Source organism: Micromonospora sp. CA-269861 (assembly GCF_050948505.1).
GTDB lineage: Bacteria > Actinomycetota > Actinomycetes > Mycobacteriales > Micromonosporaceae > Micromonospora.
On sequence record NZ_CP192014.1, the window covers coordinates 6688782 to 6703167 of the forward strand.

The window sequence follows — 14386 nt, forward strand, 5'->3', positions numbered from 1 at the left end:
GTGCCTCCTTACTCTATCGTCGCTGACCGACTCAGCTGAGGTCGTGTGTCTCTGCTCTGGGTCGGTTGCACGTCGTTTTGAACAACCGTCCGCGCTCAGGAGGTGTTCCGGTAGCCCTGTCGCTACGCGCAGAGCGAAATCCGACTGGCTCGACGGAAGGCCGATCCAGGGTCCGGAAGCGCTCCAGGAGGCTCCGGAAGGGCGGATCGGCGATCACGACGAGCGCCGCGCCCGGCCCTGGGGGAGGTTGTCCACAGGCTGTGGACAGCTGTTCCACTGGTTGTGGACAACGCCGGTCGGTCCGGAATGCTTCCCGGCCCGGAACGGGCACAACGACGCCATCCGGATACGGCGACGCCGGCCCGGAGAACTCCTCCGGCCCGGCGTCGGTGTCGCCTGCGGTGGCGGCTGGCCACCAAACTGCTGACGGATCAGCGCTTCGCGTGGAACTCGTCCACGATCTCCTGCGGGATACGACCCCGGTCCGAGATGTCCTTGCCGGCCTTCTTGGCCCACTCCCGGATCGCCTTGTTCTGTTCCCGGTCGGCGGTCGCGCCACCCCGACCGCGGGCAGCCCGCCCGCCGATCACGACGCCACCCCGGCCGACCTTGGTGCCGGCACCGACGTACGAGGCAAATGCATCGCGCAATTTCGCGGCGTTGGCGCTCGACAGGTCGATCTCGTACTGAACGCCGTCGAGAGCGAACTTGACGGTCTCGTCCGCGTCCCCGCCGTCCAGGTCATCGACCAGCTTGTGAATGATCTGCTTGGCCACGTCCCACATTCCTTTCGAGCAGGGTGCTCCTGCTAACGAGAGCACAATAACCCGTGCGCCGCTCGTCGCGTCAATAGGATGCCGTTACGGCTCGGCGTGCGCCCGGGCGGGACTACTCCTGGCGGACCAACGGGAAGAGGATCGTTTCCCGAATTCCGAGCCCGGTCAGGGCCATCAACAGCCGGTCGATTCCCATTCCCATACCGCCGGCCGGCGGCATTCCATACTCCATCGCCCGAAGAAAGTCCTCGTCGAGACGCATCGCCTCGTCGTCGCCACGGGCGGCCAACTGCGCCTGGGCGACCAGCCGCTCCCGCTGCACGATCGGGTCGACCAGCTCGGAGTACGCGGTGCCCAGCTCGAAGCCGAGCACGTAGAGGTCCCACTTCTCGGCCAGCCCCGGCTCGCTGCGGTGTGCCCGGGTGAGCGGGCTCGTCTCCTCCGGGTAGTCCCGCACGAAGGTGGGCGCCTGCAGGCCGGGAACGACCAGTTCCTCGAACAACTCCTCGGCCAGCTTGCCCGGGCCCCACTTCGGGTCCACAGCCAATCCCAGCTTGTCGGCGTACTCCACCAGGCGGGAGCGTTCGGTGCGGACCGTGACCTCCTCGCCCAGTGCTTCGGAAAGCACACCGAACAACGTCACGGACCGCCACTCGCCGCCCAGGTCGAACTCTTGACCGTCGGCGTGGGTCACCACCGTCGAGCCGCTCACCGCGATCGCCGCCTGTTGCACGAGATTGCGGGTCAACTCGGCCATCGTGTCGTAGTCGCCGTACGCCTGGTACGTCTCCAGCATCGCGAACTCCGGCGAGTGCGAAGAGTCGACACCCTCATTACGGAAGTTGCGGTTGATCTCGAAGACGCGGTCGACGCCACCGACCACAGCGCGCTTGAGAAACAGTTCCGGAGCGATTCGCAGATACAGATCGGTGTTCAACGCATTGCTGTGGGTCACGAACGGTCGGGCGGCCGCGCCTCCATGCAGCAGTTGCAACATCGGCGTTTCCACCTCGATGAAGCCCTGCCCGTGCAGTGAATCGCGCAGACTGCGTACTGCGGCGGCCCGGGTGCGCACCATCTCCCGTGCCTGCGGCCGGACAATCAGATCGACGTAACGTTGCCGGACGCGCGCCTCCTCGGAGAGGGGCTTGTGGGCCACCGGCAACGGTCGCAGCGCCTTTGCTGTCATCTCCCACTGCTGGGCCAACACCGACAGCTCACCCCGGCGACTGGTGATCACCTCGCCGGTGACGCCGACGTGGTCGCCGAGGTCGACGAGGCGCTTCCACGCCTCCAGCCGCTCCGGGCCGACCCGGTCCAGCGAAAGCATCGCCTGCAACTCGGTGCCGTCGCCGTCCCGCAGTGTCGCGAAGCAGAGCTTGCCCGTGTTGCGTACGAAGATCACCCGGCCGGTGACCGCGACCTGGTCGCCGGTCGCGGTGTCGGTCGCCAGGTCGGCATAGCCCGCCCGGACCTGCGCCAGGGTGGTGGTGCGGGGGAAGCCGACCGGGTAGGGCTCGACGCCCTCGGCGAGCATCCGGTCCCGCTTCTCCCGGCGGACCTTCATCTGCTCGGGAAGGTCGTCGGCGGGGTCCACTGGCACGGGGTTCTGCTCGCTCACGGCACGCTTCCTCGTCACGGAGATACAGGGGGTCAGGCCCGAGCGTACTCAAGCGGTCCGGAGGCTGTTACGGGATAACCTGCCCGTCATGGTCGATCACACTCACGCCCTGTCATTCGGCGTCGCCGCGAGTGATTACGACCGGTTTCGACCACGTTATCCCGAGGCCGCGGTCCGCTGGGCACTCGACGGGCTGAGCGGGGCCCGGGTGGTCGATCTCGCGGCGGGCACCGGCATCCTGACCCGCGCTGTGCTGGCCCTGGGCCACAAGGTCGTACCCGTCGAGCCCGATCCGGGGATGCGGGCGCAGCTCGCCGCCAGCACCCCGGGCACGACGGCGCTGGCGGGCAGCGCCGAGGCGATGCCCCTGCCCGACTCGACGGCGGACGCCGTGCTGGCGGGGACGGCGTACCACTGGTTCGACCGGGAGCCCGCGCACGCCGAGATCGCCCGGGTGCTTCGCCCCGGCGGCCCCTTCGCCCCCATCTGGAACATCCGGGACGACAGCGTCGACTGGGTGGCCGACCTGAGCCGTATCGCCCACCTCGGGGACAAGTCCAGCGGCCTGGTCGTCGGCGAGTACCCCGACTTCGGCCCGGACTTCGACGCCATCGAACAGCGCGAGTTCACGCACCGCACCACGCTCACCCCGGCTGAGCTGCTCGGGATGGTCCGCACCCGCTCGTACTGGCTCACCGCATCCACTGACGATCAGAGGCGGGTCGAGCGGGAGCTGAACGAACTCCTGAACACCCACCCCGCCCTGGTCGGCCGGGACACCGTCGAGCTGCCGTACCGGACGCTGGTGCTGCGCGCCCGGCGGCGCTGACGCCCGCCCGGTGGCCGGCACCGACGCCGGCCGGGGTCAGAGGTTGCGCTCGTAGACCATCCGCAGGCCGATCAGCGTGATCATCGGCTCGTGGTGGGTGATGCTGCGGCACTCGTTGATCACCAGGGAGGCGAGGCCACCGGTGGCGATCACCGCCCGCACCTCGCCCAGCTCCTCGGTCATCCGCTCGACGATCCGGTCCACCTGCCCGGCGAAGCCGAAGTACAGGCCGGCCTGGAGGCATTCCACGGTGTTCTTGCCGATCACCGAGCGGGGCTTGGTGGCCTCGACCTTGCGCAACTGCGCGGCCCGCGCGGCCAGCGCGTCGAAGGAGATCTCGATGCCCGGGGCGAACGCGCCGCCGAGGAACTCACCGCGATCGCTGATCACGTCGAAGTTGGTGGTGGTGCCGAAGTCCACAACGATCGACGGGCCGCCGTAGAGGGTGTACGCGGCCAGGGTGTTCACCACCCGGTCGGCGCCGACCTCCTTCGGGTTGTCGATCGCCAACTGCACCCCGGTCCGCACTCCCGGTTCGACCACGACGCTCGGCAGATCGGCGTAGTACCGGCTGAGCATGGTGCGCAGCGACCGCAGCGCGGCCGGCACCGTGGAGCAGGCGGCCACGCCGGTGATCTCGACGTTGTCCCCGGCGAGCAGACCCCGGAACATCAGGCCCAGCTCGTCCGCCGTCGAACGGGCATCGGTCTTGATCCGCCAGGAGTGCACCAGCTTGTCGCCGTCGAAGGTCGCCAGCACGGTGTTGGTGTTTCCGATGTCGATGCAGAGCAGCACGCACGCAGCCTAGACAACTAGTCCGTGCGCAGGTCCAGCGCGATGTCCAGGATCGGCGACGAGTGCGTCAACGCGCCCACCGAGAGGAAGTCCACGCCGGTGGCCGCGTACCTGCCGGCCACCTCCAGGGTCAGCCCGCCGGTCGCCTCCAACTCCGCCCGGTCACCCACCGCGGCGACCGCCTCGGCCAGCACCTCCGGCGTCATGTTGTCGCAGAGCAGGAAGTCCGCCCCGGCCTCCACCGCCTCCACCGCCTCGTCGACGGTGGTCACCTCGACCTGTACCGGCACCTCCGGGAACGCCTCCCGGACCCGCCGGTAGGCCGCCGTGATGCCCCCGGCCGCCAGCTTGTGGTTGTCCTTGATCATGGCCACGTCGTAGAGGCCCATCCGCTTGTTGGTGCCACCGCCGGCACGCACCGCGTACTTCTCCAGCGCCCGCAGGCCCGGCGTCGTCTTGCGGGTGTCCAGCACCATCGCCTTCGTGCCGGCCAGCGCGTCCGCCCAGGCGCGGGTGTGGGTGGCCACCCCGGACATCCGGCAGAGCAGGTTGAGCGCCGTCCGCTCGGCCGTCAACAGCAGCCGGGTCGGGCCGGTCACCGTCGCCAGCACATCGCCACGGGCCACCCGCTCGCCGTCGCGGGCCAGCACCGACACCTCGACGGTACGACCGAAGCCGGTCACCTCGCCCACCAGCTCGAACACGGCGGCGGCCACCGCCATCCCGGCCAACACCCCGTCCGCGCGGGCCACCAGGTCGGCGGTGTCGGTCTGCTCCGCCGGAATGGTGGCCACGCTTGTGACGTCCAGGAAATCCGGGCCCAGGTCCTCGACCAGCGCACCCTCGATCACCTGCCGTACGTGCGCCGGATCCAGCCCGGCCGCCCGCAACGCCATGTCCGTCGACTCCGTCATCGTCGCCTCCTTCGCTCCCGACTGCGGGGCTCGCAAGATCGGCTCACTCCTCGCGCTCACTGGGTCCCCTCCCACTGCTGCGTCACCCGACCCTGCGCCCCGACCGCCCCGACGAGATGGCCCAGCCACCGCTCGTCGGCCGTCGGGAAGTCCTCCCGCCAGTGGCAGCCCCGGGTCTCACCGCGGGCGTACGCGGCGGCGACAAGCGTCGCTGCCACGGTGAGCAGGTTCGTCGCCTCCCAGTCGGCGGTGCGCGGCCGACCCCGGGCGACGCCCAGCTCGGTCAACGTCCCGGCCGTCTCGGCAAGCGTCGCCGCGGATCGGAGCACCCCGGCCCCCCGGGTCATCGCCCGTTGCAGGGTCGGCGTCACCTCCGCGGGCAGCACCCAGCCCGTACCCCCGCGCCAGGCGCCGGTGTCCGCCGGCTGGGCCTGCTCGGGCAGGCCTGCCGCGATGTCCTCGGCGATCCGCCGGGAGAAGACCAGACCCTCCAGCAGCGAATTGCTGGCCAGTCGGTTCGCGCCGTGCACGCCCGTGCAGGCCACCTCGCCGCAGGCGTACAGGCCGGGGATGGAGGTGCGGCCGCGCAGATCGGTCCGGACCCCGCCCGAGGCGTAGTGGGCGGCCGGCGCCACCGGGATCAGGTCGGTCGCCGGGTCCACGCCGATCGCCAGGCAGGACGCCACGATGGTGGGGAACCGAGCGGCCAGGAAGTCGCCGCCCAGGTGCCGTGCGTCGAGGAAGACGTGGTCCGCGCCGGTGGCCAGCAGCACCCGGTGGATGCCCTTGGCCACCACGTCCCGAGGTGCCAGCTCGGCCAACTCGTGCTGGCCCACCATGAACCTCTTGCCGTCCCCATCCACCAGGTACGCGCCCTCGCCGCGCAACGCCTCGGAGACCAGCGGCTGCTGTGCGTGCCCGGCCCCGGGCACCCCCGTGCCGGACGGGGTGAGCAGAGCGGTCGGATGGAACTGGACGAACTCCACGTCGGTCACCGCCGCGCCGGCCCGCAACGCCAGCGCCACCCCGTCCCCGGTGGAGACCGCCGGGTTGGTGGTGGCCGAGAAGACCTGCCCCATCCCGCCGGTGGCGAGCACCACCGCACGGGCCAGCAGCGCGCCGACGCCGTCCTCACTGCCCTCACCCAGCACGTGCAGGGTGATCCCGCAGGCCGGGCCGAGGCCGTCCGGGCCGTCGCCCGGCGCGCGCAGCAGGTCCAGCACGAGGGCGTGCTCGACCAGCCGGATCCACGGGTCGCGCTGCACCGCCGCGTGCAGGGCCCGCTGCACCTCCGCGCCGGTGGCGTCCCCGCCGGCGTGCACGATCCGGTCCGCCCGGTGCCCGCCCTCGCGGGTCAGCATCAGCGAGCCGTCCGGGTGCCGATCGAACTCGGCGCCGATCCGGATCAGCTCACGGAGCCGGGTCGGACCCTCCTCGACAAGCACCCGGACCGCCCCCGGGTCACACAGCCCGACCCCGGCGACCTCGGTGTCGCGGGCATGCGCCGCCGGGGTGTCGGCCGGGTCGAGCACGGCGGCGATGCCGCCCTGTGCCCACCGGGTCGAGCCGTCGTCAATGTTGACCTTGGTGACCACCGTGACGTGCAGACCCGCCTCACGCAGGTGCAGCGCCGCGGTCAACCCGGCCACGCCGGAACCCACCACGATCACGTCGGTGGTCTCCACCCAGCCGGGCGCGGGCGCGGCCAGCAGCGCGGGCAGGGCAGGCAGGTCGACGGTCGGAAGGTCCATCCCCTCAGTCAACCCGAACCATCCTCGCCCGGGGCGGCGGGGGCGGGACGAGTGTTTTGGGCTACCCCGTCCGGCGCACGCCGACCATCAGGCCGTGGTCACTTCGTCCGGAACGGCAGACCGGCCGGGCCCGCGCCCTTCAACGAGGCGGTCACCGTACGGTCGCTGAGCCACAGATAGCAGCGGACGCCCCGATCACCCACCTTCCAGCGCCCCGCCCCCGGCGGTCGCACCACCACACCACTGCGGAAGCGCAGCTCGGCGTTGTCCGGTACGCCCGCGTACCGGGCGAGGGCACTGCGACAACCGTTGTAGAGCGGCACCCAGTCGGCCTCCCGGGTCGGGTACGCCGTGTCCGGTGCGCGCCACACCCCGACGAACTCGGCGTCGTGCCGCGTGCCGCACTCCACAGGGATCAGCGTCTGCACGCCCCGGCCGGCGCCGCCCCGGGTCTGCTGGCAACCGAGTCGCAGCCCGCTCGGCACCTTCAACGCGTCCCGCAGGCTGCCCGACCGGACCACCACCGTGGCCCCCGCCTCGACGGTGGTCAGCTCGGTGAGGTCGCAGCGGAACCAGCGGGAACCCGCCGCCCAACCTGGCCCGTTGGGCAGCGCCACTGACAGCCGCAGCCGGCCGGCCCGCCAGTCGTCACCCACGTAGCCGGTCGCCCGGGTGTCGCACTCGGCGAACGCGCCCCGCAACTCGGTCGAACCACCAGCCGGAGCGGTCGTCCGCTCGACCGGGAACGCCCCGACATGCACGGTCTCCAGGCGGTGCGGCCCGGCGCAGTCCACCGGCTCATAGCCGGCCAGGCTGACCAGATCGGTGAAGTCGGCGGCGTGACACACACCGGCGGCCGGGGTGAACGCCGACGGTGCCGGCAGCGCCGCCCAGTCGTCGGTCAGATCACCGTCCAGGCCATCGGACCCGGCACAGCCCACCAGCAGCACTGCCGTCACGGCAGTGGCGAACAGGGTCGTCATGGCACGGCGCATCGCGGCCTCCCCCAGCCACCGACCGGCTTCCGCCAGCGTGCCCAGGGTAACCGGAAATGACCTTCCGGTAACAGACCGGAATCACGGTACGCGGGATCAGACTCCGGACACAGCCAGCGGGCTGGGCACCGGGTTCCCGGCCGTGCCGGGTGCCGCCGCAGCCGGATCGGCACCCAACTCGATCACCCGGTTGTCGGCGTCGACGTGCACGACACGTGGCCGGTAGGACCGGGCCTCGGCGTCGTCCATCTGCCCGTACGAGATCAGGATGACCAGGTCGCCGGGGTGCACCAGGTGCGCGGCGGCACCGTTGATGCCGATCACGCCGCTGCCCCGCTCGCCCGGGATCACGTACGTCTCCAGCCGGGCGCCATTGGTGATGTCCACGATCGCCACCTGCTCGCCGGGGAGCAGGTCGGCGGCGTCGAGCAGGTCCTCGTCCACAGTCACCGAACCGACGTAGTGCAGGTCGGCCTGGGTCACCGTGGCCCGGTGGATCTTCGACTTGAGCATGGTCCGCAACATCGGGGTGGCCTTTCGCGGGATTGGTGGAGGGTGGTGCGGCCGGGGTCAGGGGCGCGGGGCGAGGTGGATCGCCGCGTTGTCGATCAACCGGGTGGCGCCCACCCAGGCGGCGATCACCAGCCGGGCCGGCCCGGACACCGGCCCCGGTTCCAGCTCGGGATCGGTGAGCACCAGGTAGTCGAGGCGGGCACCGGGCGTACCCGCGCCGAACGCGGCGTGCGCGGCGGTCAGCACCGCTGCCGCGTCCAGGCCGTCGTCGGCCGCCCGCGCACCGGCCCGCAGCGCGGCGGACAGACTCAGCGCGGCGGCCCGCTCCGGCTCGCTCAGGTAACGGTTGCGGCTGGAGAGCGCCAGCCCGTCCGGCTCCCGAACGGTCGGCACGCCGACCACCTCGACCGGCACGTCCAGGTCGCGGGCCATCCGCCGGACCAGGGTGAGCTGCTGGTAGTCCTTCTCGCCGAAGAACGCCAGGTCCGGCTGGGTGAGCTGGAGCAGCTTCAGCACCACGGTGAGCACCCCGTGGAAGAAGCCGGGGCGGCTCGCCCCCTCCAGCTCAGCGCCGAGCGGACCCGGGTCGAGGCGTACGCGGGGCTGCCCGTCCGGGTACATGTCCGCCACCGACGGGGCGAAGACCAGATCGGCGCCCGCCCGCCGGCACACCTCAAGGTCGGCGTCGAGGGTGCGCGGATAGCGGTCGAAGTCCTCGTTCGGCCCGAACTGCAACGGGTTCACGAAGACCGTCACCAGCACATGGTCGGCCTGCTCCCGGGCCGCGCGCAGCAGCGTCTCGTGCCCGGAGTGCAGCGCGCCCATGGTCATCACCACCCCGACCGTGCCCTTCAGCCCGGCCCGGGCCTCAGCCAGCTCGGCGCGCGTGTGCACCACCTGCGTCATGCCGCCACCTCGGTTCGCGACTGCGGGGCTCGCAAGATCGGCTCACTCCGCACGCTCACGCCGCCACCTCCCGACCGCTGTCGGCCAGCACGCCGAGCAGCGACTGTGCGTCCACCGGCCGCAGCCGGCCGGCGGCGATCGCCCGATCGGCGGTACGACGGGCCAGCGCCAGGTACGCGGGGACGGACTCCGGTGCGGTGGCCGCCAACCGGGCCAGGTGCCGCTGCACGGTGCCCGCGTCGCCACGGGAGACCGGGCCGGTCAACGCGTCGTCGCCGAGCCGCAGCGCGTTCTCCAGGGCGGCCCGCAGCAGCGGGGCGAGCACCTTCTCCGGCCGGGACACCCCGGCGTCCCGCAACCGGTCGGTCGCCTCGTTGACCAGCGTGACCAGGTGGTTCGCGCCGTGGGCCAGCGCGGCGTGGTAGAGCGGGCGATCCGACTCGGCCACCCACTCGGGCACCCCACCGAGGTCGGCGACCAGCCGGGCAGCCAGCGGGCGCAAGTCAGCAGGGACGGTCACCCCGTACGAGATGCCGTCCAGCCGGGCCAGGTCGTCAGGCGTACCGGTGAAGGTCATCGCGGGGTGCAGGGCGAGCGGTCGGGCACCGGCCGCGACGGCGGGCGCCAGCACGGCCAGGCCGTGCGCTCCCGAGGTGTGCGCGACGATCTGGCCCGGGTGCAGCGCACCCCGCTCCGCGAGGTCGGCCACCACTTCGGCCAGCCGGTCGTCCGGCACCGCGATCAGCAGCAGGTCAGCGGCGGCGTGGGCCACGGCGGCGACCGGGCGGCGGGGCACCTCGGGCAACAGCAGGGCGAGGCGGGCGCGGCTGGCTCCGGAACTGCCGGAGACGGCGACCACCGGGTGCCCGGCGGCGGCGAGCGCGGCGCCCAGGACGGTGCCGACCCGACCGGCGCCAACGACGCCGACGGTGAGCAGACGGGCGCCGGGAACGGCGCGATCCCACGATGCGGCGGGCCCATGTGGGGCGGCCGGACGCGGGCGCAACGGTGCGCTCATGACCACGATCCAGTCCTCGAGAAGGGGTACCGGTCGATCGCAAGTATGCGCCCGGCCCACCGAACCCGGACAAGCATGTGTGAAAACCTTCACCACCCCCGCAACGCCCCGTCCGCACGCCAGACCACGCCGCGCCGATCTTGCAGTTCCGGTCGCCCTGATGCGTGGAATGTCCCTTAGCTCGCGACAGAAAATGCACGATCGCGAGGGTGGACTGCGGGTGCGGGGATCGCGGGTCGTCTCGTATCCGGTGTCCGTAGGGTCGGCACGGTGACACACGCGCAACACGGGACGCACTGATGTCGATCCTCTGGCGGGACGCCATGGCCAGCGCCCTTTACGGGCCGGGCGGCTTCTTCGTCGCCGGCACCGGGCCGGCCGACCACTTCCGCACCAGCGTGCACGCGTCCCCAGCATTCGCCACCGCGCTCCTCCGCCTGATCTCAGACGTCGACTCGGCCCTCGACCACCCTGACCGGCTCGATGTGGTCGACGTGGGCGCGGGTCGAGGAGAGCTACTCCGCGCTCTGCTGGCGTCCGTCGGGGGCGCGGTCAGGGTTTCCGCGCGTCGGCCGCCCGACGAGCCGTCGTCCGGCACGGTCCGACCGCCACTCGCGGAGCGGGTCCGCTTCACAGCGGTGGAGTACGCGGAACGCCCCGAGAACCTGCCCGAAGAGATCAACTGGACACCCGAGATCCCCACCGGGATCACCGGAGTGCTGCTCGCCACCGAGTGGCTGGACAACGTCCCACTTGACGTCGCGGTGCACACCGAAGACGGCTGGCGATACCTGCTGGTCGACCCGGAGAGCGGCACCGAGTCGATCGGTGAGGTGGTCAGCCCCGATGACCTCGACTGGCTCACCACCTGGTGGCCCAGCCCCGCAACCCCCCACAGCAACCACCGAGCCGAGATCGGACGCACCAGAGACGAAGCCTGGGCAACCGCGGTGGGGAAGATCAGCCAGGGCCTGGCGGCGGCTGTGGACTACGGGCACCTGCGGGAGGCTCGGCCGGTGGACGGGACGTTGACCGGGTACCGGGGTGGGCGGCAGGTGCCTCCGGTGCCGGACGGGTCGAGTGACGTCACCGCGCACGTGGCCATGGACTCGGTCGCCTCCGCTGGTGCGGCGGTCGCCGAGTGCGCGTACTCCCTGGTCGTGCAGCGGGAGGCGCTGCGGGCGCTCGGGGCGGACGGCGGCCGACCGCCGCTCAGCCTGGCCGGCACCGACCCGGTCGGCTACGTGCGCGCGTTGGCCGCCGCGTCGGCGGTGGCCGAGCTGACCGACCTGGCCGGGCTCGGCAGCCACCTGTGGTTGCGCCAGCCGGTCGGCATCCCGCTCGGGCCGGCCGTGGCACGATGACGGGCATGACCACCGACGCCGGGGACCTCCGTGAACTGACCGTCGGCACCGGGGCCGGGCTGATCGCCGGCACCGGTGATCAGCAGCTCGGCACCGACATGGTGCTGAACATCGGCCCACAGCACCCCTCCACGCATGGGGTACTGCGGTTGAAGCTGGTGCTCGACGGCGAGCGGGTGGTCGCCTGCGAACCGATCGTCGGTTACATGCACCGGGGCGCGGAGAAGCTCTTCGAGGTGCGTGACTACCGGCAGATCATCGTGCTGGCCAACAGGCACGACTGGCTCTCGGCGTTCTCCAACGAGCTGGGTGTGGTGCTCGCTGTGGAACGCCTGATGGGCATGGAGGTGCCGGAGCGGGCCACCTGGCTGCGGATGGCCCTCGCGGAGCTGAACCGCGTGCTCAACCACCTGATGTTCCTCGGTTCGTACCCGTTGGAGATCGGTGCGATCACGCCGATCTTCTACGCGTTCCGGGAACGGGAGACCATCCAGGCGGTGATGGAGGAGGTCTCCGGCGGCCGGATCCACTACATGTTCAACCGGGTCGGTGGCCTCAAGGAGGAGGTGCCGTACGGGTGGACCGGACGGGCCCGCGCGGCCATCGGTGAGGTACGCCGGCGGTTGCCCGACCTGGACCACCTGATCCGGCGTAACGAGATCTTCCTGGCCCGTACGGTCGGCGTGGGGGTGCTGTCCGCCGCGGAGGCCGCCGCGTTCGGCGCGTCCGGGCCGGTGGCCCGGGCCTCCGGGCTCGACCTGGACCTGCGCCGCGACGACCCCTACCTGGCCTACGACGAGTTGGACGTGCCGGTGGTCACCAAGACCGCCGGGGACTGCCACGCGCGCTTCGAGGTGCTGCTCGACCAGGTGTACGCGTCACTGGACCTCGCCGAGCAGTGCCTGGACCGGGTGGACCGGCTGACCGGGCCGATCAACACCCGGCTGCCGAAGGTGCTCAAGGCGCCGGAGGGGCACACGTACGCCTGGACGGAGAACCCGCTCGGCATCAACGGCTACTACCTGGTGTCCCGGGGCGAGAAGACGCCGTGGCGGTTGAAGCTGCGCACCGCCTCGTACGCGAACGTGCAGGCGTTGGCCACCCTGCTCCCCGGCTGCCTGGTCCCGGATCTGATCGCGATCCTCGGCTCGATGTTCTTCGTGGTCGGCGACATCGACAAGTGACGCGAGCCGCCTGACCGATCACCGCCAGCGGTCGGCGGGTGGCGCGCCGCCGGCACGCGGTACGTCGTCCTGGGGCGGGTAGCCGTAGCGCTCGTCGACCCGCCGCCGGCCGGCCCGCTCCGGCGCGGGTTCCGCCTGGTGGCCGCGTTGGCGCGGTGGACGCCACTCGTCCGGCACCGGCACACCACCCACCGGCAGCGCGGGCCGTCCCGGCTCGGCCCACCGGCCACCGTCGCGACGCGGCTCCTCGTACCGGCCAGCGTCCTCGTACCGGCCAGCGTCCTCGTACCGGCCAGCGTCCTCGTACCGGCCAGCGTCCTCGTGACGGCGCGGCTCCTCGTAGCGGCCGGCGTCCTCGTGGCGGCGCGGCTCCTCGTGGCGGACGGCGGCCCAGCGGTCGGCCACCCGGTACTCGGTGCCGGTGGCGTCGGCGTGCACCTCGGCCCGGCGTTCGCCGACCCGCAGCTCACGGCCGTTCTCGTCGTCGCGGACGGCGGCCCACCGGTCACCGGCCCGCAGCTGCGACCAGTACTCGCCGGTGTCGTCGGCCCGCAGAGGCGGCCCGGGCTGCGGCGCGGCGGCGCCCGTCCGGTCGCGCTGCTCCGACCAGCCCCGATCGTCCGGGCTGTCCCAGGAGCCCGCCGCCGGCCGCTCCGGTGTGCGGTGCGAACGGGCCGCCGGAGCGGGCTCGTCCGGTTGGGCGTACGCGTCGCGCCGATCAGTCCACTCAGGTTCGTCGCGGCGACCCGTCCAGCCCGGCTCGTCGCCGTACCCGGTTCTGGGGCGTTCCTCCGGCTCGCTCCTTGCTCGGCCGGCCGGGCGGGGGCGCTCGTCCGCGTCGCCGCCCCGGGTCCACTCCTGCGCGGGCGGGCTCCACTGACCTGCGTACCCGCCGCCGTAGCGCCCGGCCGGCTCGGCCGCGCCGCCGTCCACCACCGTGTGCCGGGTGGTGACGTGCACGGTCTCGGTGTGTCGGACCACCCCACCCGACCGGTGCGCGGGTTCGGGGCGGTCGTGCTCCCGGGGTCGGGCTGCGCCGTACGCGGTGCCGGCGGGCCGTTCCCCGCCGTACACCCCGGCTGTGGCCGGTGGCTTGGGGGCCTCCCGTGCGTACGCCGGCTCGTCGTCAGTGTGCTCGGAGCGCCCCCAGCGGGGCGCGTCGTCGGGGCCGGACACCCGGGCGCGGCCGGCCGACGCGTCGCCCGGCACCGGGACCCGGCTACGGGCCGCCGGCACGTCGGCCACCGGCGGCTCGCCGGCAGCCACCCGAGCCCGCCCGGCACCTGCCGGGTCGACACCGGGGGCGGCACCGGCGAGGGCGGCACCGCTGGCGTCGAGGCGGCGGCGTACCGCGGCGATCCCCTCGTGGGCCCGTTGCGCCTGGTCGAGCGCCTGGTTGCCACGCTGGGCGGCGGCCACGATCTCGCTGCGCAGCTCCCGGCGCAGCTCCTCGATCTCGTCCAGCAGCTCGTCGGTCCGCGCCGAGTCGCCCTCGCCGTCGGGCCGCAGCGCGATGGAGAGACCGATCAGCACCACCGCGAGAATGGCGAGCACCGCGGCGAAGCGCAGCGGGCCGTTGCCGTCGGCCACCAGCAGGATCAGCGCCGCCACCGGCGCGAGCGCGACGCCCGCCCAGAAGAGCATGGTCAGCAGCGGTGGTTGACGCCGGGCGTCAGAGGTGGCCGGGGCTGGCATGGATGTGCAGCCTACCCACGATATC

General features: G+C 72.3%; 13 protein-coding genes. 3 read left to right on the forward strand and 10 right to left on the reverse strand.

Annotated elements, in window-relative coordinates:
• Window positions 1–431: 431 nt before the first annotated feature.
• Window positions 432–776 carry a histone-like nucleoid-structuring protein Lsr2 gene (locus ACQP0U_RS30805; RefSeq protein WP_036392792.1) on the reverse strand — a complete coding sequence of 115 codons (345 nt, stop codon included), beginning with the start codon at window positions 774–776 and terminating at the stop codon, window positions 432–434.
• A gap of 112 nt (window positions 777–888) precedes the next feature.
• The gene (gene lysS, locus ACQP0U_RS30810) at window positions 889–2397 is read right to left on the reverse strand and encodes a lysine--tRNA ligase (RefSeq protein ID WP_433313924.1); all 1509 of its coding nucleotides are present in this window, start codon (window positions 2395–2397) and stop codon (window positions 889–891) included.
• 88 nt (window positions 2398–2485) lie between these two features.
• On the opposite strand from lysS, the gene ACQP0U_RS30815 reads away from it, so the two are divergent.
• On the forward strand, window positions 2486–3226 hold the full coding sequence (locus ACQP0U_RS30815; RefSeq protein ID WP_433313927.1) for a class I SAM-dependent methyltransferase: 741 nt from the start codon (window positions 2486–2488) through the stop codon (window positions 3224–3226).
• Between the two features lie 36 nt (window positions 3227–3262).
• Here ACQP0U_RS30815 and ACQP0U_RS30820 read toward each other — a convergent pair whose 3' ends face one another.
• From ACQP0U_RS30820 to ACQP0U_RS30850, 7 genes are all read right to left on the reverse strand, one after another.
• Window positions 3263–4021 carry a type III pantothenate kinase gene (locus ACQP0U_RS30820; protein WP_433313930.1) on the reverse strand — a complete coding sequence of 253 codons (759 nt, stop codon included), beginning with the start codon at window positions 4019–4021 and terminating at the stop codon, window positions 3263–3265.
• Window positions 4022–4038: 17 nt separating this feature from the next.
• The gene (gene nadC, locus ACQP0U_RS30825) at window positions 4039–4935 is read right to left on the reverse strand and encodes a carboxylating nicotinate-nucleotide diphosphorylase (RefSeq protein WP_433313933.1); all 897 of its coding nucleotides are present in this window, start codon (window positions 4933–4935) and stop codon (window positions 4039–4041) included.
• 56 nt (window positions 4936–4991) lie between these two features.
• Window positions 4992–6686 (reverse strand): L-aspartate oxidase, encoded by a 1695-nt coding sequence (locus ACQP0U_RS30830; protein ID WP_433313936.1) that lies wholly within the window; start codon window positions 6684–6686, stop codon window positions 4992–4994.
• 98 nt (window positions 6687–6784) lie between these two features.
• Entirely contained in the window at window positions 6785–7681 is an 897-nt protein-coding gene (locus ACQP0U_RS30835) for a septum formation family protein (RefSeq protein ID WP_433313937.1), read from the reverse strand.
• Between the two features lie 96 nt (window positions 7682–7777).
• Window positions 7778–8206, reverse strand: coding sequence for an aspartate 1-decarboxylase (gene panD / locus ACQP0U_RS30840; RefSeq protein ID WP_030327945.1), 429 nt, complete (start codon window positions 8204–8206; stop codon window positions 7778–7780).
• A 45-nt stretch (window positions 8207–8251) separates the two neighbouring features.
• Entirely contained in the window at window positions 8252–9100 is an 849-nt protein-coding gene (gene panC, locus ACQP0U_RS30845; protein WP_433313940.1) for a pantoate--beta-alanine ligase, read from the reverse strand.
• 55 nt (window positions 9101–9155) lie between these two features.
• Complete coding sequence (locus ACQP0U_RS30850) at window positions 9156–10118, reverse strand: Rossmann-like and DUF2520 domain-containing protein (RefSeq protein WP_433313943.1); 963 nt, start codon at window positions 10116–10118, stop codon at window positions 9156–9158.
• A 299-nt stretch (window positions 10119–10417) separates the two neighbouring features.
• Here ACQP0U_RS30850 and ACQP0U_RS30855 point away from each other — a divergent pair, with 299 nt between their 5' ends.
• Entirely contained in the window at window positions 10418–11482 is a 1065-nt protein-coding gene (locus tag ACQP0U_RS30855) for an SAM-dependent methyltransferase (RefSeq protein WP_433313945.1), read from the forward strand.
• Window positions 11479–12666, forward strand: coding sequence for an NADH-quinone oxidoreductase subunit D (locus ACQP0U_RS30860; protein WP_433313947.1), 1188 nt, complete (start codon window positions 11479–11481; stop codon window positions 12664–12666). Before ACQP0U_RS30855 ends, ACQP0U_RS30860 begins: the two co-directional genes overlap by 4 nt.
• 18 nt (window positions 12667–12684) lie before the next feature.
• Here ACQP0U_RS30860 and ACQP0U_RS30865 read toward each other — a convergent pair whose 3' ends face one another.
• The gene (locus tag ACQP0U_RS30865; protein WP_433313950.1) at window positions 12685–14361 is read right to left on the reverse strand and encodes a hypothetical protein; all 1677 of its coding nucleotides are present in this window, start codon (window positions 14359–14361) and stop codon (window positions 12685–12687) included.
• Between the last annotated feature and the right edge of the window lie 25 nt (window positions 14362–14386).

Coding starts and splice junctions, on each gene's coding strand:
- ACQP0U_RS30850 (WP_433313943.1), bottom strand. CDS start 10,118: ATGAGCGCACCGTTGCGCCCGCGTCCGGCCGCCCCACATGGGCCCGCC.
- ACQP0U_RS30855 (WP_433313945.1), top strand. CDS start 10,418: ATGTCGATCCTCTGGCGGGACGCCATGGCCAGCGCCCTTTACGGGCCG.
- panC (WP_433313940.1), bottom strand. CDS start 9,100: ATGACGCAGGTGGTGCACACGCGCGCCGAGCTGGCTGAGGCCCGGGCC.
- ACQP0U_RS30835 (WP_433313937.1), bottom strand. CDS start 7,681: ATGCGCCGTGCCATGACGACCCTGTTCGCCACTGCCGTGACGGCAGTG.
- ACQP0U_RS30815 (WP_433313927.1), top strand. CDS start 2,486: ATGGTCGATCACACTCACGCCCTGTCATTCGGCGTCGCCGCGAGTGAT.
- nadC (WP_433313933.1), bottom strand. CDS start 4,935: ATGACGGAGTCGACGGACATGGCGTTGCGGGCGGCCGGGCTGGATCCG.
- ACQP0U_RS30830 (WP_433313936.1), bottom strand. CDS start 6,686: ATGGACCTTCCGACCGTCGACCTGCCTGCCCTGCCCGCGCTGCTGGCC.
- ACQP0U_RS30865 (WP_433313950.1), bottom strand. CDS start 14,361: ATGCCAGCCCCGGCCACCTCTGACGCCCGGCGTCAACCACCGCTGCTG.
- panD (WP_030327945.1), bottom strand. CDS start 8,206: ATGTTGCGGACCATGCTCAAGTCGAAGATCCACCGGGCCACGGTGACC.
- ACQP0U_RS30860 (WP_433313947.1), top strand. CDS start 11,479: ATGACGGGCATGACCACCGACGCCGGGGACCTCCGTGAACTGACCGTC.